A 25,039-nucleotide genomic window follows, 5' to 3' on the forward strand; every position below is an offset into this window, starting at 1 on the left:
TCCTACTGCCCGACCGGAAGTCCACGCACCAGCAGATCCGCCCGCAGTTCCTCGGCGCTGGTGAACGCGATCGCGTCCATGCCGGCGGCGGTGGCGGCCTGCACGTTGGCCAGGCTGTCGTCGATAAAGATGCAGTCGTCCAGACTGCCGAGATGGCGGATGCGGTCTTCGAGCTCCTCGAAGATCTCCGGGTCCGGCTTGGCGACGCCCTCCTCGCCGGACACCACGATGTCCTCGAAGAGGTCGAGGAAGTCAAACGTGTCCAGGGCGATCGGGAAGGTCTCCGCGGACCAGTTGGTGAGCGCGACCAGCGGGATCTGCGCGGCGTGCAGCTGCTTGAGTATGGCGACCGTCCCGTCGATGGGGCCACGGAGCGATGCGGCGAAATTCGCACGGTACGAACGGATCTCGTCCGCAAGGTGCGGGTATGCCGCGGTGGCCTCAGCCTCTCCGTCGGCGAAGGTGCGGCCGGAATCCTGCGCGTGATTCCAGGCGTGGAAATCGAACTCGCCGCACGTCAGGAAGGCCCGCGCGCGCTCTTCGCCGACGCCCGCGGCGATCGCCGGAGCGGGGTCCCACTGGATGAGCACGTTGCCCAGGTCGAAGACGACCGCGTCGACCGGCGACGGATCGAGATCGCGGTCAGTGGAGCGCTCGGTCTGCTGCTGGGTCACCACTCAGACACTAGCGACGCCGCAGCCGCGTAGGACTTGCGGGTCCGCCTACAGGTAGGCGCCGCTGGGTTCGACCCGAACCGTCACGGTGCCGGGCAGCTTGCGCGCACTGCGGATGGCGCGTGCAGCTGACACGGCCCGCGCAGCCGCGTCTGCGTGGTCGCGCGAGGTTCGCAGCAGCAGTGCGGTGCCGGGCTGCCCACCCGGTGCCGGCATCGGTCCGAGCGTCTCCAACGGCACGTCGTCGTGCACGGCGTGCCGGGTGGCTGCCGCGAACGCCTCCAGGTCGGCCAGCTCGCCGGTGAGCAGGGTCATCCACGCGGCGGGCGGCAGGTCGAGCTCCCGTCGGGCGGCGAGCTCCCGCTCGGCAAAGGTCGCGGGCGCCCAGCGCGCCACCGCTTCGACCGGTGCGAGCGTGACGCCCGGGGCTGCGCCACAGATCACGACCGCGCCACCGTCGGACGCGGCACGAGTGAGTGCCGCAGCTGCTAGCCAGCGCCGCACGGTCTCCTCGCCCGCGTCCAGCGCCGCGCGATCGAGCAACGCCCAGGCGTCGAGCAATAGCGTGGCGGCATAACCTGTTTCGGCCACGGGCTCCGCGCCCGGGGTCGCGATGACGAGCCTCGGCTGGGCCCCGACGCTGCCGAGCACCTCGCCTGCACCGGACCGGATGACAGGCGTGCCCGGAAAGGCCCGGCCGAGTTCCTCGGCGGTCCGGCGCGCGCCGATCACTGCCGCGCGCAGACTCGTCGCGTAGCAGTCGGGGCATCGCCATGGCGTCGCCTCGCGAGCGCACCAGCGACAGGTCGCGGGAGCGGTGGGTGCCGGGAGCCCGAGCGGGCCGTGGCACTCGGGACACCGGGCGACCTGCCGGCACTGTCCGCATCGCAGGGTGGGCAGATATCCGCGGCGGGGCACCTGGACCAGCACCGGGCCGTCGGCGAGCGCCGCGTGCGCGGTCGACCAGGCAACAGGTGGTAGATGAGAGTGCGCGGCGGCGCCCGCCCGCTCGACTTCCCGCTCGTCGCCGGCGACGACCACCCGCGGCACGTTCGCGGGCGACGTGCGGGTGCTGACGTCGCGCACCGCGCCGCTCTCCAGCCATGCCTGCACCGGCACCGATCGCGCAAAACCACCGAGCAGCAACGCTGCCCGCTCCCGCACCGCCCGCACCCGCAGCACCTCGCGCGTCTGCGGGTATGGCGAGCGCGGCTCCGCCAGCAGGTCGTCGCCGTCGTCCCAGCAGGCCAGCAGCCCGAGGTCACGGACGGGTGCCCAGGCGGCGGCACGCGTGCCGATCACACACCGCACGTGTCCGCGCAGCACCTTCAGCCACGCGGTGTAGCGAGCCTGGGGTCCCTGCTCGGCGGTGAGCCGCACATGCTGCCCGTCGCCCAGCTCCCCCACGACGGCCGCCTCGAGCCGGTCCAGGTCACGGTGATCGGGCACCACGATCAGCGCGCCGCGGTCACCGGCCAGGGCCGCATGTGCCGCCTCGGCGAGTGCCGCAGGCCAGTCGAGGACAGGGTCCACGGTCGGCGCGGCCAGCCAGGAGGCTGCTGGAGCGTCGCCGGTGGCCACTCGGTGCAGGAAGGCATCCCCTGCCGGATATCGTTGCCAGGCAACGGATTTGCCGACTGTCGGCCGCTGCCGGTGTGGCGCGTCCTTCGCGTCGAGCGCCTTCTCCGCGCCCGCATGCCGGGGCGGCACCGCGAGCCGGAGCACGTCGGCGAGTGACCCGGCGTAATGGTCGGCGATGGTGCGCGCCGCCGCCAGCACGGCGGGCGTCAGCACCGGTTCCGGGCTGACCACCCGGCGCAGCCGGGTGAGCTTGCCAGTGTGCTCCGGGACGTCGGTGCGCGCGATCACGAATCCGGAGACGTCCTTGCCGGCGAACCGGACCTTGACCCGCGTGCCGGGCACCGCGGCCGGAGCCAGTTCGGCGGGCACCGCATATTCGAACGGCCGATCCAGATGCGCCAGCGGGACATCCAGCACCACGCGAGCGACTGGCTGCGGCACCTGCGGCAGGTCCGGGGTCGCCGCCACCCGCTCGGCCTGCCGCGGCACTGCCGCGTGCACCAGCTGCAGCTGCTCGTCGGACGGTTGCATGCCCACGTTTATACGCGACCCGTCGGACACAGCATGCGTCGTGCCCAGCGCATCCGCCGGTCAGCGGCGGAGCCTCGTTCGACTCAGCGCCGCGACCAGCGCAGACCAACCCCAGCACCCCACCAGCCAGCCCGCGCGCAGACGACGACCAAGACAGCGCCGAGCCCGGTCGAACGTGTTCGACCGGGCTCGGCGCTGTCTTGCGAGGAGTCGCAGCAATCAGATACTGCTCCGCAGTTGCTCCACTCGGTCGGTGCGCTCCCAGGTGAAGGCGCCTTCGACGCCGTCGGCCTTGGTGCGCCCGAAGTGACCGTATGCCGCAGTCGGCTGGTAGATCGGCCGGAGCAGGTCCAGCTCCTCGACGATCGCGGCCGGGCGCAGGTCGAAGACCTTCGTGATGGCGTCCTGGATCTTGTCCAGCGGCTTGGTTTCGGTGCCGAACGTCTCGACATACAGGCCGACGGGCTGGGCCTTGCCGATCGCGTAGGCCACCTGCACTTCGCAGCGTTCGGCGAGGCCGGCGGCGACGACGTTCTTGGCGACCCACCGCATGGCGTATGCCGCGGACCGGTCGACCTTCGAGGGATCCTTGCCGGAGAAGGCGCCGCCGCCGTGGCGCGCCATACCGCCGTAGGTGTCGACGATGATCTTGCGGCCGGTCAGTCCGGCGTCGCCCATCGGGCCGCCGATCTCGAACTTGCCGGTCGGGTTGATCAGCTTGCGGTAGGACGAGGTGTCCAGGGTGTTGCCGGTCGCCGCGAGTTCTTCCAGCACCGGCTTGATGACGTGAGTGTCGATGTCCGGCTCGAGCATGCCTTCGAGCGAGATGTTGGGCGCGTGCTGGGTCGAGAGGACGACCGTGTCCAGCCGGACCGCCTTGTCACCGTCATAGCTGATGGTGACCTGCGTCTTGCCGTCCGGCCGCAGATAGGCCAACTCGCCGCTCTTGCGGACGCTGGTCAGCCGCTCGGCGAGCCGGTGCGCGAGGAAGATCGGCAACGGCATCAGCTCGGCCGTGTCGGAGCAGGCGTAGCCGAACATCAGGCCCTGGTCGCCCGCGCCCTGGCTGTCGAGCGCGTCGGTGCCGCCCTCGGCGCGGTGCTCGTGCGCGGTGTCGACGCCCTGCGCGATGTCTGCGGACTGCTCGCCGATGGAGATCGAAACGCCACAGGATGCGCCGTCGAAACCCTTCAGCGACGAGTCGTAGCCGATCTCCACGATGGTGTCGCGCACCAGCTGCGCGATCGGGACGTAGCTCTGGGTGCGGACCTCGCCGGCGACGTGCACCAGGCCGGTGGTCACCATCGTCTCGACCGCGACCCGCGAGGTGGGGTCGTCCGCCAGCATGGCGTCCAGGATCGCGTCGCTGATCTGGTCGCAGATCTTGTCGGGGTGTCCCTCGGTGACGGACTCGGAGGTGAACAAACGTGCCACAGGTTGCTCCTTATATGTGCAGCGGCTGCTGGCTGGCCCGGTGATGTCGCGGGCCGCTTTGGATCTTAGCCGGTGGTGAGCCGCGCCTCGACGGCATCCCAGACGGCTGCGGCGAGCGTCACCTTGTCGGCCGGACCGACCTGGTGCTCCCCGCCGTCCCGGCTCAGAATGTGTATGGCGGAGGTGTCCTGCCCGAAAGTGATTCCGGGCCCGACCTCGTTGACGACCTGCAGGTCGCTGCCTTTACGGGCGAATTTCGCCCGCGCATGGTCCAGCACCGATGCGGTTGCGTCGCCCGTCTCCGCGGCGAAGCTGACGATCAGCGGTGTCGTGGCCGTGCCGCGCGCGGCGACCAGGCCGCGCACGATGTCGGGGGTCTCGGCGAACCGCAGCACTAGGTCATCGCCGGTGCCGGACTTCTTGATCTTGTGGTCGGCGTATGCTGCCGAGCGGTAGTCGGCGGGGGCCGCCGCCATCACGATCACGTCCGCGTCCTTGCCGGCCGCGGTCACTGCGTCCTGCAGCTGCACCGTGGTCTCCACCTCGACCACCTCGACTCCGGCGGGTGCCGGCAGCGACGCGTTGGCGCTCACCAGCGTGACGCGCGCGCCCCGCTCGGCGGCGACAGCGGCGAGGGCGTAGCCCTGTTTCCCGCTCGACCGGTTGCCGATGAAACGCACCGGATCGATCGGCTCGCGCGTGCCCCCGGCGGACACCACGACGTGACGGCCGGCAAGGGAACCCGCCTCAGACTGCACCAATCCCAAAGCGTAGGAAGCGATTTCGTCCGGTTCGGGCAGTCGGCCGGGGCCGGTGTCGGCGCCGGTGAGCCGGCCCGAGTCGGGGTCGATCACGTGGACGCCGCGTGCGCGCAATGTCGCGACGTTGGCGACGGTTGCGGGGTGCGACCACATCTCGGTGTGCATCGCGGGCGCCAGGACGATCGGGCAGCGCGCGGTCAGCAACGTATTGGTGAGCAGGTCGTCGGCCAGGCCGTGCGCCGCCTTGGCGATGAGGTCGGTCGTGGCGGGTGCGACGACGACCAGGTCGGCTTCCTTGCCCAGGCGCACGTGCGGGACCTCTTCGACGCGGGTCCACACGTCATCGGCGACGGGCTTCCCGGACAGGGCAGCCCAGGTGGGTGCGCCGACGAAGCGCAGCGCCGCCGCGGTCGGGACGACCGTGACGTCGTGTCCGGCCTCGGTGAACCGGCGCAGCAGCAGACACGCCTTGTAAGCGGCGATGCCCCCGCTGACCCCGAGAACGATGCGCATGAGGCGGCGACTACCGAGAAACCGGGCTCGGGGTCGGGGCCCCCGCGAAGTATTCGGAGGAGCGCAGCGGGGGAGAAACTTCGTGGGGCAACTCAGGCCTCGAGCTTCTCGATGGACAGGAGGCCGTCGTTGATCTCGCGCAGCGCGATGGACAGCGGCTTGTCGTTGACCTGGCTGTCGACGAGCGGCCCGACATACTCCAGGAGGCCCTCGGACAGCTGCGAGTAGTAGGCGTTGATCTGCCGGGCCCGCTTGGCGCCGTAGATGACCAGCGCGTACTTGGAGTCGGCGACCTGCAGCAGGTCGTCGATCGGCGGGTTGGTGATGCCCTCGGGGGCAGCCTTGGTGCCAGACACGAAAAATTCTCGCTTCAGTCGGTGGGTGGTTGTTCGTCAGCACGGGCGCCGTCGGAGACCACGCAGATGTGCTGCTGCATCAAGTGTACGAGTTCCTCGGCCGCACGCCGAACGTCGTCGTTGACGATGGTCGTGTCGAACTCCGCCTGGGCGGCCAGTTCGCGCCGCGCGGTGGCGAGGCGCACCTCGCGCTCCGCCTCGCTCTCGGTGCCGCGACCGACCAGCCGGCGGACGAGTTCGTCCCAGCTGGGTGGTGCCAGGAAAACGAAGTAGGCCCCGGGCAGTTGCTCGCGGACCTGGCGCGCGCCCTGCAAGTCGATCTCCAGCAGCGGAAGTTTCCCTTCGGCCGCGGCCTGCAGCACCGGGCCGCGCGGCGTGCCGTAACTGGCCCGCCCGTGCACGACCGCGTGCTCCAGGAACTCGCCGTCGGCGACCATCGCGTCGAATCGCTCCTGGGTGATGAAGTGGTAGTGCTTTCCGTCGATCTCCCCCGGCCGTGGCGGCCGGGTCGTCGCCGACACCGACAGCCACACCTCGGGGTAGTGCTCGCGGATGTATGCCGAGACGGTGCCCTTGCCGACCGCCGTCGGGCCGGCGAGCACGACCAGCGGCGCACAGTCGGAGCGCCGGGCACCCGTCCCGCCGGAGACCTGGTCCGCAGTCACGAATCCCGTCCGTCGTCGAAATGAGCCAGCAGCCGCTGCACCTGGTTGGCGCCGAGGCCGCGCACCCGCCGCGTCTCGGCGATGCCGATCTCCGCCATGATCTGCCGCGCACGGACACGACCCACGCCGGGTAGCGACTCCAGCAGTGCGGAGACCTTCATCTTGCCGATGACCTCGTTGCCCTTGCCCGCCTCAATCACCTCGCGTAGCGAACCCTGGGCGTACTTCAGGCGATTCTTGACCTCGGCACGTTCCCGTCGCGCAGCAGCCGCCTTGGCGAGTGCCTCTGCGCGCTGTTCCGGCGTCAATTGCGGTAAGGCCACGTGTCAATCTCCTGCGTTCATCGGATGCCAAGAACTGGTTGTCGGCGGGCACGATGCCCCTCCCCCGCGAACCTAGCGACTGTTCGCGCAATTCGGCAACGAGGGGTGCAGGTCGGGCGGGTATGGTGAAGGATGACTTCCGGCATACCCGACCCCATCGACCTCGTCGACACCCGCGCCAGGTCGCGGCTGTTGCGCACCTGGCGCAACCTGTCACCCACGCAACGACGGCTGGTGATCACGGTGGGGGCACTCGAAGCCGCTGCCAAGGCAGCCGCGCTCATCGACCTCAGCCGGCGACCCGCGTCCGAGATCCGGGGCCCGAAACTGCTCTGGGCGGTGGCGTTGCCCACGGTCAACTCGGCCGGGCTGCTGCCCGCTGCCTATTTCCTGGTCGGCAGGCGTCGCTGACAGTGCGGTGAGCGCGCCCGCCGCGGCGCACTCAGCGGATGACGGCAACCGGGCAGGGAGCGCTGGTGATCAGCCGCCTGCTGACCGAGCCGAGCAGCAGCGACCGGAAGCCGCCGCGCCCGCGGCTGCCGACGACCAGCAGGCCTGCTCCGTTCGCGGCCTCGGCGATGACCGCACCTGCGTTGCCGCGCAGGGCATCAGTGGTCACCTCCAGGTCAGCGTGCGCCTGCTGCGCCCGCTCCTGCGCCGAGTCCAGATCGGTCCGCACTGCGTCGATGATGTCGCCGTTCTCACTGATCTCGGCGACACCGGCCAGATCCACCCAGGCACTGACGATGTGCAGGCTCGCACCGGCGTCGTGCGCGGCGGTCGCTGCGAAATCGACAGCACGCCCCGACGCCTCTGATCCGTCGTAGGCAACAACGACCCGGCCCAGCGGGGACACCGACTCGCCCCGCACGATCACGGCGGGGCACTTCGCGTGCCCCGCGAGCGCGAAACCGACCGAACCGAGCATGGTTTCGAGGAACTGGTGGTGTCCCCGGCTGCCCACCACCACCAGGCTGGCGTCCTCCGACGCCTCCACCAAGGACTGTGCTGGGTTCGCGACGACGCCGCGGGCCCCGACATCCGTCGCACCCTCGGCGCGAGCCACTTCCTCGCCTGCGGCGGCCACCGCCACGGACTCGTCGGTGAATTCGCCCTGGGCGTCGGCCGGGAGGAACTCACTGCCGTAGACCACGGGCATCGGCACCGCAGCCAGGATCTGCAGCGGTTGTCGACTGCGCACCGACGCCTGTGCTGCCCACCGAACAGCGGCGGTCGATTGCTCCGAACCGTCATACCCGACAACGATCATCAGCGTCATTCCTTCTGCTCCGGCCCACCACTCAGTGGGCACTCCGTCCCAACAACGCCCATGCTACTACATTTCGTAGTAATTGGTCGTTCTGCCCTGAGGACGCTATCCGTGCCTACTCGCCGCCGTACGAGCCGGGTCGTAACGTTGCGGCCTCGTGCTGAACTTCGCGCAGTGCCGACCGCAGGGCGACCGGGTCCGGGCCTGCTGCCAGGACCGCGCGGGAGGTCGCGGGCAGGACGAGGTGACTCGCCGGGCCGAAACCACCCGCGATGTCCTCGACAGTCGCACCCTGGGCGCCGAGCCCCGGAGCCAGCAATGGTGCCCTTGTCTGTGCGAGCCGCTCGGTGACGCCGAGCTCGGCAATGTCCTTGCCGACCGTCGCCCCGACGACCATGCCGACGTCGCCGTAGCCGCCCGCGGGTGTGAGGCAGTTCGCGTCCGAGACGGCCTCGATGATCGCGCCGCTGACCGTGTCTCCGTCCCAGGTTGCGTGCTGCACGGTGGCACCCTCGGGGTTGGAGGTCATCGCGAGCACGAACACGCCGCGTCCATTGCGTCGAGCAATGTCGAATGCCGGTGCGAGAGAACCGAATCCGAGGAACGGGCTGACGGTGATCGCATCAGCACGCAGCGACGACGACTCGTCGAGGTAGGCCTGCGCGTAGGCCAGCATCGTCGAGCCGATGTCACCGCGCTTCACATCGAGCAGGCTGAGCGTCTCCATCTCGCGCAGCCCGGCGAGCACGTCCTCCAGGACCTCGACCCCGGCAGCGCCGAAGCGTTCGAAGAAGGCGCTCTGCGGCTTCACCAGGGCAACCGCACCACCGAACGCCTCGACCGCCACCTCCGCGAACAGGCGCAGCCCTTGCACCGTCACCGGCAGGTCCCAGGCCTCCAGCAGCTGCGGATGCGGGTCGATGCCGACGCACACCGGGCCGTGTAGCGCGACGGCAGCTTCCAGCCGGATCCCGAACGGCTCCAGCGAGTTTCGTCCCGTCATAGCTGCTCCTGGACGCGCGCGTAGAGGTCGAGGTCGCGCGCATGATCCTGCAACGGCTTGACGCGGAACGGTCCGGCCAGCTGCGCCTCGATGCCCTGCACCGCGGCGGCCAATTGCTGCACGGTGGTGATGATCGGCCGGTCCATGCTGGTCGTCGCGGCCCGGATGGCATAGCCGTCTTCGCGCGCACCCTGGCCGGAGGGGGTGTTGACCACCATCGCGACCTGCCCGTCGAGGATCCGCTCGACAATGGTCGGCTCGCCGCCCTTGCTCGTCCCCTGGCTGTGCTTGCGCACGACCTGAGCCTGGATCCCGTTGCGCCGCAACACATCAGCGGTACCGCTCGTTGCCAGGATGTCGAAGCCGAGGTCGGCGAGCCGCTTGACCGGGAAGATCATCGCGCGTTTGTCGCGATTGGCGACCGACACGAAGATGGAGCCCTCGCGCGGCAGACCGGTGGCCGAGAGAAGCTGGCTCTTGGCGAAGGCCGACCCGAAGTCGTCGTCGAAGCCCATGACCTCGCCGGTGGAGCGCATCTCCGGCCCGAGCAGACTGTCGACCACGTCACCCTCGCGCGTCCGGAAGCGCTTGAACGGCAGCACCGCCTCCTTGACCGCGATCGCCGAACCGGGCGGCAGCATCCCGCCGTCGCCGACCGGGGGGAGCAGCCCTTCGTCGCGCAGCCGCTGGATCGACGCACCGAGCATCACCCGGGCGGCCGCCTTGGCGAGCGGCACTCCAGTGGCCTTCGCCACGAACGGAATCGTCCGGCTGGCACGGGGATTGGCCTCCAGCACGTAGAGCGTGTCGTGCGCCAGGGCATACTGCACGTTGATCAGCCCGCGAACGCCAACGCCTTCGGCCAGCGCCCGGGTCGAGTTGCGGACGCGCTCGATCTCCTCGGCTCCCAGCGTCACCGGAGGCAGGGTGCATGCCGAGTCCCCGGAGTGGATGCCGGCTTCCTCGATGTGCTCCATGATGCCGCCGAGGTACATGTCGGTGCCGTCGAAGAGTGCGTCGACGTCGATCTCGATCGCGTCGTCGAGGAACCGGTCGACCAGCACCGGATGGTCGCCCGACGCGCGAGTCGCCCGCGTGACGTATTCGGTGAGGGTCGCGTCGTCATACACGATCTCCATGCCGCGGCCACCGAGCACGTATGACGGCCGCACCAGCACCGGGTAGCCGATCTCGCGGGCCACCTCCAGCGCCTCCTCGGCGCTGTATGCCGTGCCGTGCTTCGGCGACGGCAGACCCGCCTCGGCGAGCACTCGCCCGAACGCGCCACGGTCCTCGGCCAGGTCGATCGCCTCGGGAGTGGTGCCCACGACCGGGACACCCGCATCCTTCAGCGCCTGCGCGAGGCCGAGTGGCGTCTGCCCGCCGAGCTGCACGATGACGCCGGCGATCGGCCCGGCCGCACGCTCCGCGTGCACGACCTCCAACACGTCCTCCAGCGTCAGCGGCTCGAAGTAGAGCCGGCTCGAGGTGTCGTAGTCGGTCGACACCGTCTCCGGGTTGCAGTTGACCATGATCGTGTCGAATTCCTTGTCCTGCAAGGCAAACGACGCGTGCACACACGAGTAGTCGAACTCGACTCCCTGCCCGATCCGGTTGGGGCCGGAGCCGAGGATGATCACGGCCGGACGTTCGCGGGGCTGCACCTCCGACTCCTGGTCGTAGCTGGAGTAGTAGTAGGGGGTCTGTGCCGCGAACTCGGCCGCGCAGGTGTCGACGGTCTTGTAGACCGGCCGCACGCCGAGCGCGTAGCGCAGCCCGCGCACGACCGCCTCCGGCATCCGCGACAGCTGGGCGAGTTGGGCGTCGGAGAAGCCGTGCCGCTTGGCGAGCGTCAGCAGCTCAGGGGTCAGCTGCTCCGCGTCGGCGATCAGCTCGGCCACCTTGTTGATCAGCTGGATCTGGTCGAGGAACCACGGATCGATCTTGGTGCCGTCGAAGACCTGCTCGACGGTCAGCCCGGCACGAAGTGCCTGCTGCACCAGCACAATCCGGCCGTCGGTCGGCGTGCCTCCCTGCTCCAGCAGGGCCAGGCCCATCTCCTTGCTCGGTGCGCTGTCCGGGTCCCAGTGGAAGGTCGCGCCGGCGCGTTCCAGGGAGCGCAGCGCCTTCTGCAGCGCCTCGGTGAAGTTGCGGCCGATCGCCATCGCCTCGCCGACCGACTTCATCGTCGTCGTGAGAGTCGGGTCGGCGGCCGGGAACTTCTCGAAGGCGAAGCGCGGGACCTTCACCACCACGTAGTCGAGGGTCGGCTCGAAACTGGCGGGAGTCTCCCGGGTGATGTCGTTGGGCACCTCGTCGAGGGTGTAGCCGATCGCCATCTTCGCAGCGATCTTCGCGATCGGGAATCCCGTTGCCTTGGAAGCCAATGCGGACGATCGGGACACCCGCGGGTTCATCTCGATGACAATGATCCGGCCGGTCTCGGGGTCGATCGCGAACTGGATGTTGCAGCCGCCGGTCTCGACGCCGACCTCGCGGATCACGGCGATGCCGATGTCGCGCATCCGCTGGTATTCACGGTCGGTGAGGGTCAGCGCGGGGGCGACGGTGATCGAGTCGCCGGTGTGGACGCCAACCGGGTCGACGTTCTCGATGGAGCACACGACGACCACGTTGTCGGCGTGGTCGCGCATGACCTCGAGCTCGTACTCCTTCCAGCCCAGGATCGACTCCTCCAGCAGCACCTCGGTGGTCGGGCTGGCGTGCAGTCCGGCACCGGCGATGCGGCGCAGGTCCGTCTCGTCATACGCGAACCCGGAGCCGAGACCTCCCATCGTGAAGGACGGCCGGACGACCATCGGATAGCCGAGTTCCCCTGCCGCAGCGATGCATTCGTCAATCGTGTGGCAAATGATCGACTTCGCCGACTCCGCGCCACACCGCTCGACGACGCCCTTGAACCGCTCGCGGTCCTCCCCCAGCTCGATCGCTTCGACGCTCGCGCCGATCAGCGGGCAGTTGTACTTCTCCAGCACACCCGCCTCATGCAGCGCGATCGCCGTGTTGAGCGCGGTCTGGCCACCGAGGGTCGCCAGCACGGCGTCAGGGCGCTCCGTGGCAATGATGGTCTCGACCACCTCCGGGGTGATCGGCTCGACGTAGGTCGCGTCCGCGAACTCCGGGTCGGTCATGATCGTCGCCGGGTTGGAGTTGACCAGGATGACCCGCAACCCCTCCTCGCGCAGCACCCGGCAGGCCTGGGTGCCCGAGTAGTCGAACTCGCAGGCCTGGCCGATGACGATCGGCCCGGACCCGATCACCAGCACGCTGTTGATGTCGTCCCGCTTCGGCATGTTCAGTTGCTCCCCTTGCTGGATTCGATCAGCTGCACGAACCGGTCGAAGAGGTATGCCGCGTCGTGTGGGCCGGCAGCGGCCTCGGGGTGGTATTGCACCGAAAAGGCAGGAAGGTCAACGCATTCCAGGCCCTCGACCACATCGTCGTTGAGGCCGATGTGCGAGACCCGCACCCGGCCGAACTGCGCACCGGCCGGTGCCTGCACCGGCTCGCCGTCGCGTGGCGCATCCACGGCGAACCCGTGGTTGTGCGCGGTCACCTCGACCTTGCCGGTCGTGCGGTCCAGCACCGGCTGGTTGATCCCGCGGTGCCCGTATTTCAGCTTGTAGGTGCCGAAGCCGAGCGCGCGACCGAGCAACTGGTTGCCGAAGCAGATCCCGAAGAACGGGATGCGCGCCTCCAGCACCTGCTGCAGGAGATCCGCCTGCGGCGCCGTCGAGGGGTCGCCAGGCCCGTTGGAGAAGAAGACGCCGTCGGGCGAGGTTGCCGCAATCTGCTCGAAGGTGCAGTTGGCCGGCAGCACGTGCACCTCGATGCCGCGTTCGGCCATCCGCTGCGGGGTCATCGCCTTGATGCCGAGATCGACCGCGGCGACGGTGAAGCGCTTGGTGCCCTCGGCGGATACGACATAGGTCTCGTCGGTGCTCACCTCGGAGGCGAGTTCGGATCCGGCCATCAGCGGCTGCTCACGCACCCGCTGCACGAGCGTGTCGACCGGCGCGTCGCTGCCGGCGAAGATGCCCGCCCGCATCGCGCCCGATTCCCGCAGATGCCGGGTCAGCGCGCGGGTGTCGATGTCGCAGATGCCGACGACGCCCTGCTCGGTGAGCTCGTCCTCCAGCGTTCGTTGCGAGCGCCAGTTGGAGGGCCGCAGCGCAGGATCGCGCACGACATACCCGCTCACCCAGATCCGGCGTGACTCCGAATCCTCATCATTCACACCGGTGTTGCCGATGTGCGGGGCCGTCATGACGACGATCTGCCGGTGGTAGCTGGGGTCGGTCAGGGTCTCCTGGTAGCCGGTCATCCCGGTCGAGAAGACGGCCTCTCCGAAGGTGTCGCCGGCGGCGCCGTAGGACAGGCCGCTGAAGGCGGTGCCGTCCTCAAGCACGAGCGTCGCGCGGCCGCGCCCGGTCAGTGGGTCGGCGGTCGTCATTCCTGGATCTCCTCGTTGAGTAGGGTCGGGCGGCCGCGCAACAGGGTGGCGTGCACGCGACCGGTGAGTGACAAGCGGTGCCAGGGGTTGTTGCGGGAGAGCGAGTGCGACGCGGCACCATCGACGGTGACGGTCGCCACCGGGTCGATCAGGGTCAGGTTGGCCGGCTCGCCGACGGCGATCGGGCGACCGTGCCCGTCGAGGCCGGCAATGCGTGCCGGCGTCACCGACATGACGTCGGCGACCTGGGCCCAGGTGAGCAGGCCGGGCTGCACCATCACGGTGTTGACGACCTGCAGCGCCTGCTCGAGACCGAGCATCCCGAATGCCGCTTCCGCGAACGCGTGCTGCTTGTCGTGCCGCGCGTGCGGTGCATGATCGGTGGCGACCGCGTCGATCGTGCCGTCTGCCAGCGCTTTTCGCAGCTCGGTGATGTCCTCGGTGGGACGCAGCGGCGGGTTGACCTTGAAGGTCAGGTCGTAACCGGTCAGCAGGCTGGTGTCCAGCATCAGGTGGTGGGGGGTCACCTCGGCGGTCACCGCGATGCCCTGGGCCCTCGCCCACCGGATGACCTCGACCGACCCGGCAGTCGACACGTGGGCGACATGCACGCGGGAGCCGGTATGGCGGGCCAGCATCACGTCGCGGGCCACGATGACCTCCTCGGCGACACCCGGCCAGCCGGGCAGGCCGAGCCGCCCGGACAACTCGCCCTCGTGGCAGCAGGCAAACTGGTCGGCCAACCGCGGCTCTTGCGCGTGTTGCGACACGACCCCGCCGAATGCCTTGACGTATTCCAGCGCCCGCCGCATCAGCCGGGCATCGTGCACGCAGCGGCCGTCGTCGGAGAAGACCCGCACCGCGGCCCGGCTGCGGGCCATCAAGCCGAGCTCGGCCAGCTGCTCGCCAGCCAGGCCTTTGGTCACCGCACCGACCGGCTGCACGTCGACCAGCCCGTAGTCGCGGCCCAGGTCAAGCACCCGCTCGGCCGCTTCCGCGGTGTCGGTAACCGGGCTGGTGTTGGCCATCGCGAGCACGGCGGTGAAGCCACCGGCGGCCGCCGCGGCCGAACCTGTCGCGATCGTCTCGGCATCCTCGCGACCGGGCTCGCGCAGGTGGGCGTGCAGGTCGACCAGCCCGGGCAGGGCGATCAGGCCGTCAGCCTCGATGACGGTGGCGTCCTGCGCGTCCGGCGTGCCGACCTCGGCGACGACGCCGTCGCGCACCAGCACGTCCTGGCGGCCGGCACCGAGCAGGTCGGCACCCTTGATCAGGTAGGTGTTGGCATCGCTCATGATTCGGCGCCTCCCAGCAGGTGATAGAGGACGCTCATCCGCACGGCGACCCCGGCGGAGACCTGGTCGAGGATAAGCGATCGGGCTTCGTCGGCCGCGTCGGCGGTGATCTCCAGGCCCCGGTTCATCGGCCCGGGGTGACAGATCACCGCGTGCTCCGGCAGCACCCGCAGCCGGTCGCGAGTGAGGCCGTAGCCGACGGTGTATTCGCGCGGCGTCGGGAAGAACCCTCCCGTCATACGTTCCTTCTGGACGCGCAGCATCATCACGGCATCGAGGGTCGGCAGCACTTCATCGAAGTCGTATCCGTAGGAAAACCCTTCGGCCGCAGCCCAATCCGCGATGCCGCTCGGCATCAGCGTGGGCGGCGCGACGAGGGTGACATGGGCGCCGAGGGTGCGCAGCAGGATGAGGTTGCTGCGCACGACCCGCGAATGCGTCAGGTCGCCGACGATGCCGACCCGGCGCCCGGCGAGGTCGCCGAGCTTCGTACGCATCGTGTAGGCGTCCAGCAATGCCTGGGTCGGGTGCTCGTGCGTGCCGTCGCCGGCGTTGACGACTGTTGCGTCGACCCAGTCGGTGACCTGAGCGGGCGCGCCGCTCGCGTGATGCCGGATGACGAGGGCGTCGACCCCCATCGCAGCGACCGTCATCACCGTGTCGCGCAGTGACTCGCCTTTGCTGACCGACGAGCCCTTCGCCGACACATTGATGACGTCGGCGGACAGCCATTTTCCGGCGATCTCGAAGGAGGACCGGGTGCGGGTGGAGTCCTCGAAGAAGAGATTGACGACGGTCCGGCCGCGCAGCACCGGCAGCTTCTTGACCTCGCGGCGCTGCACGTCGTGCATCTGCGCCGCAGTGGTCAGCAACTGCTCTGCGTCGTCGCGGCTCAGGTCGGCCGCCGAGAGCAGGTGTTTCATCGGATTCCCTCCGACCCGGATGCCGCAATCCGGACTTCTTCGACCCCGTCGTGTTCGGCCAGCCGCACGCTGACCCGCTCCGATCTCGCGGTCGGGAGATTCTTGCCGACGTGGTCGGCGCGGATCGGCAGCTCGCGGTGTCCGCGATCGACGAGTACGGCGAGGCGCACCGCACGCGGGCGGCCCAGGTCACCAAGGGCGTCGAGCGCCGCGCGGACAGTGCGGCCGGAGTAGAGCACGTCGTCGACGAGAACGACCGTGCGATCGTCGATGCCGTCTCCGGGGATCGAGGTGTGCCCCACCGCGCGGGTCGGCTGGCTGCGCAGGTCGTCGCGGTACATCGTGACGTCGAGCGAGCCGACCGGCACGTCGGTGCCTTCGATCTCGTGCAGCAGCCGCTCGATGCGCTGCGCGAGCACTTCGCCACGGGTCGGTATGCCGAGGATCACCAGGTCCTGCACACCCTTGTTGTGCTCGATGATCTCGTGCGCGATGCGGCGCAGCGCGCGGGAGATGTCGGCTTCGGTGAGGACGATGCGACCCGAGGCGTTCGCCGCGTCGGGTCGGGGCACTGCTGTGTCAGGACGCTCCATGCGTCGTAGACCTCCTTCGCCGCCTCACAGGACGGAATCGTTAAAGGATGTCGAACGCCGCCAACTCTACCGCGCCGGCCGATGTGCCCTGCACCACGGTCCGGTGGTCGGTCATGCGCGGGACCGGGCGACCAGCCAGAGCACGCCGAACACGATCGGCTGGTGCAGCAGGTAGATGGCGAGGGTATGGCGCCCGGCGGTGGCGACCCAGCGGGCCGGTTTGAATGCCGGCTGCCACGACCGCAATTTCGCGGAGGCCGCGGCGTGCTCGCTGCCGGGCCGGCCCGGGGACAGCAGCCAGCGCATAACGCCGACACCCGCGAACGCCAGCGCCAGCCAGGGCAGCACCGGCTGCCAGTCGAGTGTCGGACGCGTTCCGTCGGCCAGCCCGGTCCAGGAGCTCCAGGACGAGCGACCGGGCAGGTGGATCATCCACGGCAGGGCCACCGCGACCAGGGCCGCTGCCCACGCCGTCCAGCGTGGACCGCGCATGGCGGGCAGCACGAGCAGCGAGGCCGCTGCGATGGAGTGCAGAATCCCGAAGGTGATCACCTCGCGCGGCTGGTAGACCCAGCTCGCGGCGGTCAGCAGCAGCGCGCACGCGACCAGCTTCAGCTCGCGTCGCCAGAACGCCGGCCACCGGCTGCGCCGGCCGTGTGCCAGCACCAGTGACGCGCCGGTGAGCACGAGGAACGTGCCGGCGATGGTGTGGGCAAGTGCCGTCCCGGCGAAGTGCTCGCCGATGTTCCAGCGGATCAGCCGGAGATTGCCGAGGTCCCAGGTGGTGTGGAACGCGACGACGGCAACGATGGCGACACCGCGGGCAAGGTCGATGGCCGCCCATCGCGCGGGGCGCTGGCTGTGGGTAGGCGCGGTGACGGCGCGGGTCCCCGGATCCGCGGCATTGGGTACGGCGACAGTTCGGCTCGGCGTAGGCGAAGCCGCACCGTGTGCGGGGAGAGCACGGGCCCGCCGCACGCAGGCGGGGTCATATGCGGGAACAGCGCGAGGAAGCGAAGCCCCCGCCCCAGGTGCCGCTCTCGTCATACTTCCTGGGACTCCGCCGAAACCGATCCGGCTCCCTCGGATCCACGATCTGGCCGACCGGGGAACATCCGCACCAACCGGGGTAGATATCTGGCACTCGGACACTGCAATCCTGGCCAGCGTTCTACCCCCTCGATGGAAAAGTACCCCGCTCGGTGTGGGTCGCCCGAGGGTTCCGGACGCGAGGTCCGGGCGCGAAGAGGACCTCCGCATAGGCGGGACCCGATACGGTCGTGGTGACGGCGCCGCCCAGCGATGTGCAGGCAACCAAGCGTGGCACTCGCCGGATGGAGTCGCCGAAGTTACATCGATCCCGACGGCCAGCCCGCAGATTGCCGATCGTCATGACGAACGTCACCCAGACATCGGCGTGCCGGTCACCGTCGTCGTCGCGGAGGCGATTGCCGCATCGCCAGACGACCCTTATCTACTGTCGAGCACGACCTGGGAACTGCGCACTATTCAGGCAAGCGAAAGCAGGGCACCCGAACACTTAGATGCCCTGCTCTCGTGCGTACGACGCGTCTCCGGTCGTCTGTTAAGGTGCCGCTGGCGACACGGTCGACGTGCCACTGTAGGACTGAACGCTTGAGCCGGCAGGGCCAGCAGCCGTAAAGCTGTAGGTGCCCGGATCTGCGTACGTTCCAGACACGAATCCCATCACCCCAGCCGGGAACGACACCGTGGGCGGCGCCTGCGAAATGATGGTGGCACCTGCCGATAGCGAAGACGGGTCAATCGTGAAGCCATCCGTGAATGTGATTGTAGTCCCGTCGGGGTACTCCGCTCCGGGATGAGCTGACGAGTCGAAGCCTTGCAATGTGTAGCTGAAGGTGTCACCGACCGAACCGCTCTGGCCCAGGACGCCGAGCCGAACTGCCTTCGGCGGCGGCGGCGTCGTCGAAGCCGAGGCGGCGGGTGCGGCGGCGCCAATGGCGACGACTGGCGCTGCCCACGCGGCGCCCTTGGCGATGGTGCGGCGCGACGGACGCAGCCCGTGCGCAGTCTTCTCTGTCTGCGTGCTCAAGAGTGTTCTCCAATTCTCCCGTGCTCGGCGACCGCGTGCAGGCGAGGCATCTGCCCCGTGAGTCCGGCGTCACGACCCGACGAACCGCGTAGTCCATTGATGTGGCTTACCCCCCACGCCACGCGCAGGAGCCCCATCCCGGCAATGACCTGAACCCTGGAATGCCTGGTGACACCGACCCATGGCCAGAGCACCTGACACGTGTCATGCGCCGGGATGATGTGACCAGAATGGCGGTTGAACAGCGGATCGAGCGAACAGTTCGCCGATTTTTGAAATAGCTTCCCAGCGCCGCAAAAAGACAACCGTCAAGGCCGGCTGACGCCGGTCAGCGGCCGAAGAGATTGAGCAGACTCTCCCCGCGCGCCGTACGCTCGACGACTACTCGATTGCCCTGTCGCTGGCGAACGATCACCCCGGTCCGCTCCAGCTGCTCCACGTGATACGTCGCCCGGCTGGGCGTGAGCTGGACCGCCTTGGCAAGTTCGCCCATCCCGAGCGGCCGGTCCAGCGCCGTCAGCACGGACGAGCGAATGCTGCCGACCAGAGTTTCCAGCGGCCGCTCGGGCAGCGCGTGCCCCGTTTCGTCGATCAGCGTGCTGAGTCCCGGCAACGGGTAGCCGATAGCGACCGCAATGCCTTCGTGCGTCTGTGGCGAACCCGCCGGCCACGGCTCCATGACGACGAGGGACGCCGGTGCACCGGCAAGCACCGGGAAGAGCTCGACTCTCCGGGCCAGGCGTGCCTTGATGCGAGTGCCCGACATGCCACGCAACCAATCGCCGTCCAGCCGCGTGGTCGGCAGCAGCCCCGCAAGGATGGCGGCACTGTCCGGCGCGCCTCGCATCAGATCGACCCGCCGCTCCTCATGGTCGAGCAGCGTGGCCGCCCGCGGCCAGAACTCGCGGGTGACCGAGGACGAGTCCCGGATGCTTCGCACCGCCGCCTGGTGGAATCGAGGCTGATTGTCGATCATCTGCCGCACGCCGAGCGGGAGCTTCTCGGCGAAGTGGTGCGCGGCGCCCAGCAGGTGAGGGTCCACCGGTGCATCAGCGATCTGCCGCAGCTTCTCGTCGATCGATAGCGGCGCGGTGTAGATGTCCTCGGAAAGCGACTCCGGAACCACGTAGCGCAGGAGCTGCAAATGCGGAATGTGGGGCCGAACCAATCGGTGCAGTTCTTGCCGCCATACACCGGGCATGCCGACCGGCATGGCGCCGGCCGTACCTGCGACGTGCAATAGCGCCGACGCAAACGGCCGCCGAGCGAAGACGAACTCCACCTCGTGAAGATTCCGCAGATCGACATCGACAAACATGTGAGATCACTGCCCCTCGAACGGGGCGTCCCAGAGCGCACAGAATCGCCATAGCTACGACGACCCCCGTAACTCCATTTAGGGAAAAGGGTATCCACCTAAAGCCGAGCGTGGAGGTGGATTACCAATATCCGAGACCGTACGCAACTTCACACGCGTCGAACTGCGTGCCCACCGAACCTCATACCAGCGACTGTTTGACTCCGGCGATCTTGTCGAGCAGGCCGTTGACGAACTTCGGCGAGCTGTCGGTCGACAACTCCTGTGCCAGCCGCACGGCCTCGGTGATGACGACCGGGCTGTCGACGTCGCCCCAGACCAGTTCCCAGGTCGCGGCCCGCAGCAGCGCGCGATCGACGGCCGGCATCCGCTCGGGCGGCCAGTCGCTGCTGCCGTAGATCTGCAACGCGTCGTTGATCGCCGCCCAGTGCTCGACGACGCCGCGGACGATCTGCACGGTGTAGTCCGGCAGCGGTGTCTGTGTGGTCGGAGCGGCGACGCGCTGGTCGACCAGTTCGCGCGCGTTGACGCCGCGCTGTTCCGCTTCGAAGAGCAGGTCGAGCGCCTTCTTGCGCGCCTTGGTCCGCGAGCCGTGGCGGGCAGGAGTGTCCGGCATCGTCAGCTGACGCGGCCGAGGTAGGAGCCGTCGCGCGTGTCGACCTTGACCTTGGTGCCCTGCTCCAGAAAGAGCGGTACCTGGATCTCGGCGCCGGTCTCCAGGGTCGCCGGCTTGGTGCCGCCGGACGAACGGTCACCCTGCAGGCCGGGCTCGGTGTGGCTGATCTCGAGGACGACCGAGGCAGGGAGCTCGACATACAGGACGGTGCCGTCGTGCTGCGCGACGATCGCCTCCTGGTTCTCCAGCAGGTAGTCGGCAACCTTGCCGACGGTCTCCGCCGGGATGTTCAGCTGGTCGTAGGTCTTCGTGTCCATGAAGACGTAGTCGTTGCCATCCTTGTAGAGGTACTGCATGTCGGAGCGGTCGACGCTCGCGGTCTCCACCTTGACGCCCGCGTTGAAGGTCTTGTCGACGACCTTGCCGGACAGCACGTTCTTCAGCTTGGTGCGCACGAACGCCGGGCCCTTGCCGGGCTTGACGTGCTGGAACTCGACCACGGACCACAGCTGGCCATCGATGTTGAGGACCAGGCCGTTCTTCAGGTCGTTGGTTGACGCCACGTTGTTGCTCTTCTCTTTCGGAGGGCCTGGCCGACGCAGCGGCGCCGGAGGTATGACGACCGCACCCAGCGTGTGCCACCGGCATCAGGGCGTGCGGCAGCCGCTCGGAGCGGCGGAAGGACACCAGTCTACCGAGCGGCCTCGAAAGCCGCGAGCGCAGACTCGGAGAACAGCGCGAACGTCACCTGCTCGACCGCGGTCCGCGTGGACCGGACGGTGTGTATGGCGATGCGCGCCGCGTCATCCATCGGCCAGCCGTAGAGGCCCGCGGACACCGCCGGAAACGCCACCGAGCGGGCGCCGAGGTCATCGGCGACCCGCAGCGAGTTGCGGTAGCAGTCGGCGAGCAGTCCGGAGCGGTCCTCGCGACGGGAGTAAACCGGCCCGACAGCGTGGATCACCCAGGTCGCCGGCAGGTTGCCGGCCGTGGTCGCCACTGCCTGGCCGGTCGGCAGCCCGTCGGGGTAGTCGGTCGCGCGCAGCTGGCAGCAGGCCGCCAGGATCTCGGGTCCGCCCGCGCGATGGATCGCGCCGTCGACTCCCCCGCCGCCCATCAGCGACGAATTTGCAGCATTGACAACGGCATCCACGTCCAGTGTGGTGATGTCCACCAATACCGTCGTGAGCTGCACCTGCGCCACGCTACTCGCGCACTGCGTCGTATGCCGCCCGCAGCAGCCGCTCGTCGGGGCCGGTCAGCCGGGTCGGCTGGGCGATGCCGGTCAGCGCGACGAAACGCAGCGTCGACCCGCGGGTCTTCTTGTCGCGACCCATGGCCGCACGCAGCGCCGTCCAGCGTTCGTCGACGTCCCCGTCGACGGGGTATGCCGTGGGCAGTCCGACCGCCTGCAGCGCGAGCCGGTGCTGAGCCACCAGTTCCTCGTCGATGAGGCCCGCGCGCCGGGAGAGCTCGGCGACATACACCATCCCGACGGCCACGGCATCGCCGTGCCGCCAGCGGAACCCCGACACCTGCTCCACCGCATGCGCGAAGGTGTGCCCGTAGTTCAGGATCTCGCGCAGTCCGGCCTCTCGCAGATCCGCGGACACGACGTCGGCCTTGACCTGCACTGCCCGCGAAATGAGTTCCGGCAGAACGGATGCCGCAACATCGGTGGCCGCGTCGGCGTCGGCCGCGAGCTCCAGGATGCGCGGATCGGCGATGAAGCCGCACTTGATGACCTCGGCCATGCCGGCAACCAGATCGGTGTGCGGGAGCGTCCGCAGCAGGTCCAGGTCGCAGACCACCGCCGCTGGCGGGTGGAACGAGCCGACGAGGTTCTTGCCCTCGGGGATGTTGATGCCAGTCTTACCCCCGACCGCGGCATCCACCATGCCGAGCACGGTGGTGGGCACCTGTACCACCGGCACTCCGCGCAGCCAGGTGGCGGCCACGAAACCGCCGAGGTCGGTGGTCGCGCCACCGCCGATCGCGATCACCGCGTCGGTGCGGGTGAAGCCGGCCTGCGCGAGCACCGACCAGAGCCGTACAGCAACGTCCGCGGTCTTCGCGGCCTCGGCGTCGGGGAGCTCCTCGACATACGGTGTCAGGCCGGCGGCCGACGCGGCCGCGGCGACGGACCCGGCAGCCTCCGCCAGCACGGGTGCGTGCACGATCAATATGCGCTGCGCGCCGTCCGGCACATGCTGCACCACCTGGTCGAGCACGCCATTGCCGATCACCACGTCGTAGTCGTCACCGACGCGAATCATCTTGGTATCACTCATGATTCCGCACTTTCGCGACAATCTCGGCTGCCACATCAGCGGGTTCGCGGCCCTCGGTCGACACGATCCAGGTCGCCAGCCGCTCGTAGGTCGGACGCCGCTCCCCCATCAGCCGCGTCCAGGTGGCGCGCGGGTTGACGGCGAGCAGCGGACGGGCGCCGGAAAAGCCCACTCGTCCGGCGGCATCGGCGATCGACACGTCGAGGAAGACCACGGGCAGCGGCGCCAGCAGCTGCGCAGTCGCCTCGGTCATCGGCGCTCCACCACCAACCGCGACCACGCCGCCGGCCGAGGTCGCCCGTGCGACGGCATCGGCCTCCAGCTCGCGGAAGTGCGCCTCGCCCCGCTCGACAAAGATGTCGGAGATCGTCAGCTGCTGCTCGGTCTCGATGAGTTTGTCGGTGTCGATGAACTCGGTGCCCAGCTGCTCGGCGACCAGCCGCCCGACGGTGGTCTTGCCCGCGCCGGGCGGGCCGATCAGCACCGCGACGGGAGTGGTCATTTCATCAGCTCCGGGATGGCGGCGAGGTATGTCGCCTGATTGCGCGACACCTCGGGCACGCTGTCGCCGCCGAACTTCTCCAGGGCCGCCTGCGCGAGCACCAGCGCGACCATCGCCTCGGCAACGACGCCGGCCGCCGGCACGGCGCACACATCCGATCGTTGATGGATGGCGGTGGCCTCTTCCCCGGACGCCACATCGATCGTCTTGAGCGCGCGCGGCACCGTGGAGATGGGTTTCATCGCGGCACGGACGCGCAGCACCTCGCCGGTCGACATACCGCCCTCGGTGCCGCCGGAGCGATTGGTCTCCCGCCGGATCCGGCCGTCTTCACGGACGATCTCGTCGTGCGCCGCCGACCCGCGGCGCGCGGCGGTGCGGAAGCCGTCGCCGACCTCGACACCCTTGATCGCCTGGATCCCCATGAGTGCGCCGGCCAGTTGCGCGTCGAGCCGGCGGTCGCCGTGTACGTGCGAGCCGAGACCCGGCGGCACGCCATACGCCAGCACCTCGACGATGCCCCCGAGGGTGTCTCCGTCCTTCTTGGCCGCGTCGATCGCGGCAACCATGCGCGCCGAACCGTCCGCGTCGAGAGTGCGCACCGGGTCGGCGTCGAGGGCGGCGACGTCGTCGGGCCCTGGCAGCGGAGCGTCGTCGGAGACCTCCTGCCCGCCGATCGCGACCGTGTGCGAGACCAGCCGGATGCCGAGCGCCTGCTCCAGGAACGCCGCGGCCACCCGGCCGAGCGCGACGCGGGCGGCGGTCTCGCGGGCCGAAGCTCGCTCCAGCACCGGCCGCGCCTCATCGAAGCCGTATTTCTGCATCCCGGCGAGGTCCGCGTGCCCGGGCCGTGGACGAGTCAGCGGGCGGTTGCGGGCCAGTTCACCGGACGCGCCGACGTCCGCGGCAGCCGCCATCGCCGCGGGGTCGACCGGCTCGGGACTCATCACCGTCTGCCACTTGGGCCACTCGGTGTTGGCGATGGTGATCGCGATGGGCGAGCCGAGGGTGCGACCGTGCCGGACACCGCCGGTGAACGACACCTCGTCCTGCTCGAACTTCATCCGGGCGCCCCGGCCATACCCGAGCCGGCGCCGCGCGAGCGCCTCCGCGAGATCGCGCGCGGTGACAGTGACACCCGCTGGGAGTCCGTCGATCACGGCGGTCAGTTCCGGTCCGTGGGATTCGCCTGCAGTCAACCAACGAAGCATGCGTCGATCCTTCCATGCGGCCGCATCGCGCGCCCCGCGCCATCGGATGGCGGACTGAGCCGCTCGCTGTATGCCGGCCGGGGCGGACTGGAAGTGCGCAGCGGCGCGCGCACCCCTGGCCGGCCGAGTAGCTCGGAAGATGCCTGTCCCAGTGGAGGAGTGAAGCGGGGAACGTACGGAGGGCGCCGAGGAGTGCTTCCAGACCCCGCCGCGCCACGGCTGACGGCCGAAACGGCCGATGACGGTCCGGCAGCGACGTCAGCGGTGGTTTCGGGCGTCAGCGAACACCTCGACCGTCAGTCGGCGGAGCGAATTTTCTCATGAACGGCCATCGGCCAACCGGTGGCCGACCGAGTCGCTCGGGGAAGCCTGTCCTGAGTAGTGGAGGAGCAAAGCGGGGAACGTAGCGAAGGGCGAAGCGCAGGAAGGCGTCGCGGTCGTCCTCGGCCTCCTCGGCTCGTGTCGAGGACCCAGCGCCTTCTCGCCGAGCGGGGTACTTCGGCATCGAGCGGGGTAGAAATCCGGCCGTTGGGCGTGCGTGGTTGTACCCCGGTCGGTGGGCTTCTACCCCGCTCGGTGAGAGGAGCGCGCAGCTCGAGGTCGTATGCCGGTCGGCGGGTTTGTACCCCGC

General features: G+C 69.1%; 24 protein-coding genes. 1 reads left to right on the forward strand and 23 read right to left on the reverse strand.

Features of this window, described 5'->3' with window-relative positions:
* Positions 1 to 2: 2 nt before the first annotated feature.
* The 7 genes from EFY87_RS18365 to mihF all read right to left on the reverse strand — a co-directional run bounded on the left by EFY87_RS18365 (position 3) and on the right by mihF (position 6,838).
* Positions 3 to 674: an HAD family hydrolase gene (locus EFY87_RS18365; protein ID WP_123272960.1), complete on the reverse strand. Its 672-nt coding sequence runs from the start codon at positions 672 to 674 to the stop codon at positions 3 to 5.
* A 48-nt stretch (positions 675 to 722) separates the two neighbouring features.
* Positions 723 to 2,786 carry a primosomal protein N' family DNA-binding protein gene (locus EFY87_RS18370; protein WP_158607710.1) on the reverse strand — a complete coding sequence of 688 codons (2,064 nt, stop codon included), beginning with the start codon at positions 2,784 to 2,786 and terminating at the stop codon, positions 723 to 725.
* Positions 2,787 to 3,005: 219 nt separating this feature from the next.
* Entirely contained in the window at positions 3,006 to 4,220 is a 1,215-nt protein-coding gene (gene metK, locus EFY87_RS18375) for a methionine adenosyltransferase (protein WP_123272938.1), read from the reverse strand.
* 65 nt (positions 4,221 to 4,285) lie between these two features.
* A complete protein-coding gene (coaBC, locus tag EFY87_RS18380; RefSeq protein ID WP_123272939.1) occupies positions 4,286 to 5,494 on the reverse strand; it encodes a bifunctional phosphopantothenoylcysteine decarboxylase/phosphopantothenate--cysteine ligase CoaBC in 1,209 nt (402 codons plus the stop codon).
* Between the two features lie 92 nt (positions 5,495 to 5,586).
* Positions 5,587 to 5,850 carry a DNA-directed RNA polymerase subunit omega gene (gene rpoZ, locus EFY87_RS18385; RefSeq protein WP_123272940.1) on the reverse strand — a complete coding sequence of 88 codons (264 nt, stop codon included), beginning with the start codon at positions 5,848 to 5,850 and terminating at the stop codon, positions 5,587 to 5,589.
* A 14-nt stretch (positions 5,851 to 5,864) separates the two neighbouring features.
* Positions 5,865 to 6,515 carry a guanylate kinase gene (gene gmk / locus EFY87_RS18390; RefSeq protein WP_245988747.1) on the reverse strand — a complete coding sequence of 217 codons (651 nt, stop codon included), beginning with the start codon at positions 6,513 to 6,515 and terminating at the stop codon, positions 5,865 to 5,867.
* A complete protein-coding gene (gene mihF / locus EFY87_RS18395) occupies positions 6,512 to 6,838 on the reverse strand; it encodes an integration host factor, actinobacterial type (protein WP_123272941.1) in 327 nt (108 codons plus the stop codon). The genes gmk and mihF overlap by 4 nt, the downstream gene beginning before the upstream one ends.
* A gap of 132 nt (positions 6,839 to 6,970) precedes the next feature.
* On the opposite strand from mihF, the gene EFY87_RS18400 reads away from it, so the two are divergent.
* The gene (locus tag EFY87_RS18400) at positions 6,971 to 7,249 is read left to right on the forward strand and encodes a hypothetical protein (RefSeq protein ID WP_245988748.1); all 279 of its coding nucleotides are present in this window, start codon (positions 6,971 to 6,973) and stop codon (positions 7,247 to 7,249) included.
* Positions 7,250 to 7,280: 31 nt separating this feature from the next.
* Here EFY87_RS18400 and EFY87_RS18405 read toward each other — a convergent pair whose 3' ends face one another.
* The 16 genes from EFY87_RS18405 to aroC all read right to left on the reverse strand — a co-directional run bounded on the left by EFY87_RS18405 (position 7,281) and on the right by aroC (position 24,408).
* Positions 7,281 to 8,117 carry a universal stress protein gene (locus EFY87_RS18405; protein ID WP_123272942.1) on the reverse strand — a complete coding sequence of 279 codons (837 nt, stop codon included), beginning with the start codon at positions 8,115 to 8,117 and terminating at the stop codon, positions 7,281 to 7,283.
* Positions 8,118 to 8,223: 106 nt separating this feature from the next.
* Positions 8,224 to 9,111 (reverse strand): orotidine-5'-phosphate decarboxylase, encoded by an 888-nt coding sequence (pyrF, locus tag EFY87_RS18410; protein ID WP_123272943.1) that lies wholly within the window; start codon positions 9,109 to 9,111, stop codon positions 8,224 to 8,226.
* Entirely contained in the window at positions 9,108 to 12,425 is a 3,318-nt protein-coding gene (gene carB, locus EFY87_RS18415; RefSeq protein ID WP_123272944.1) for a carbamoyl-phosphate synthase large subunit, read from the reverse strand. Before carB ends, pyrF begins: the two co-directional genes overlap by 4 nt.
* Before the next feature lie 2 nt (positions 12,426 to 12,427).
* The gene (gene carA / locus EFY87_RS18420) at positions 12,428 to 13,585 is read right to left on the reverse strand and encodes a glutamine-hydrolyzing carbamoyl-phosphate synthase small subunit (protein ID WP_123272945.1); all 1,158 of its coding nucleotides are present in this window, start codon (positions 13,583 to 13,585) and stop codon (positions 12,428 to 12,430) included.
* Positions 13,582 to 14,880, reverse strand: coding sequence for a dihydroorotase (locus EFY87_RS18425; protein WP_123272946.1), 1,299 nt, complete (start codon positions 14,878 to 14,880; stop codon positions 13,582 to 13,584). The genes carA and EFY87_RS18425 overlap by 4 nt, the downstream gene beginning before the upstream one ends.
* Positions 14,877 to 15,803: an aspartate carbamoyltransferase catalytic subunit gene (locus tag EFY87_RS18430; RefSeq protein ID WP_123272947.1), complete on the reverse strand. Its 927-nt coding sequence runs from the start codon at positions 15,801 to 15,803 to the stop codon at positions 14,877 to 14,879. Before EFY87_RS18430 ends, EFY87_RS18425 begins: the two co-directional genes overlap by 4 nt.
* Positions 15,800 to 16,396 (reverse strand): bifunctional pyr operon transcriptional regulator/uracil phosphoribosyltransferase PyrR, encoded by a 597-nt coding sequence (gene pyrR, locus EFY87_RS18435; protein WP_123272948.1) that lies wholly within the window; start codon positions 16,394 to 16,396, stop codon positions 15,800 to 15,802. The genes EFY87_RS18430 and pyrR overlap by 4 nt, the downstream gene beginning before the upstream one ends.
* A gap of 111 nt (positions 16,397 to 16,507) precedes the next feature.
* Complete coding sequence (locus tag EFY87_RS18440) at positions 16,508 to 17,374, reverse strand: acetyltransferase domain-containing protein (protein WP_158607711.1); 867 nt, start codon at positions 17,372 to 17,374, stop codon at positions 16,508 to 16,510.
* 607 nt (positions 17,375 to 17,981) lie between these two features.
* A complete protein-coding gene (locus EFY87_RS20110) occupies positions 17,982 to 18,470 on the reverse strand; it encodes a hypothetical protein (RefSeq protein ID WP_148043399.1) in 489 nt (162 codons plus the stop codon).
* Between the two features lie 328 nt (positions 18,471 to 18,798).
* Positions 18,799 to 19,788, reverse strand: coding sequence for a winged helix-turn-helix domain-containing protein (locus EFY87_RS18445; protein ID WP_123272950.1), 990 nt, complete (start codon positions 19,786 to 19,788; stop codon positions 18,799 to 18,801).
* A 181-nt stretch (positions 19,789 to 19,969) separates the two neighbouring features.
* Entirely contained in the window at positions 19,970 to 20,404 is a 435-nt protein-coding gene (gene nusB, locus EFY87_RS18450) for a transcription antitermination factor NusB (protein WP_123272951.1), read from the reverse strand.
* Between the two features lie 2 nt (positions 20,405 to 20,406).
* Positions 20,407 to 20,967: an elongation factor P gene (gene efp / locus EFY87_RS18455; protein ID WP_123272952.1), complete on the reverse strand. Its 561-nt coding sequence runs from the start codon at positions 20,965 to 20,967 to the stop codon at positions 20,407 to 20,409.
* A gap of 128 nt (positions 20,968 to 21,095) precedes the next feature.
* Positions 21,096 to 21,599 carry an O-acetyl-ADP-ribose deacetylase gene (locus EFY87_RS18460; RefSeq protein ID WP_123272964.1) on the reverse strand — a complete coding sequence of 168 codons (504 nt, stop codon included), beginning with the start codon at positions 21,597 to 21,599 and terminating at the stop codon, positions 21,096 to 21,098.
* A 10-nt stretch (positions 21,600 to 21,609) separates the two neighbouring features.
* Complete coding sequence (gene aroB / locus EFY87_RS18465; protein ID WP_181445520.1) at positions 21,610 to 22,695, reverse strand: 3-dehydroquinate synthase; 1,086 nt, start codon at positions 22,693 to 22,695, stop codon at positions 21,610 to 21,612.
* Positions 22,688 to 23,197 (reverse strand): shikimate kinase, encoded by a 510-nt coding sequence (locus EFY87_RS18470; protein ID WP_123272954.1) that lies wholly within the window; start codon positions 23,195 to 23,197, stop codon positions 22,688 to 22,690. The genes aroB and EFY87_RS18470 overlap by 8 nt, the downstream gene beginning before the upstream one ends.
* Positions 23,194 to 24,408, reverse strand: a complete 1,215-nt coding sequence (gene aroC, locus EFY87_RS18475; protein WP_123272955.1) for a chorismate synthase — start codon at positions 24,406 to 24,408, stop codon at positions 23,194 to 23,196. The genes EFY87_RS18470 and aroC overlap by 4 nt, the downstream gene beginning before the upstream one ends.
* Positions 24,409 to 25,039: the final 631 nt, after the last annotated feature.

The organism is Flexivirga caeni (genome assembly GCF_003724155.1).
Lineage (GTDB): Bacteria > Actinomycetota > Actinomycetes > Actinomycetales > Dermatophilaceae > Flexivirga > Flexivirga caeni.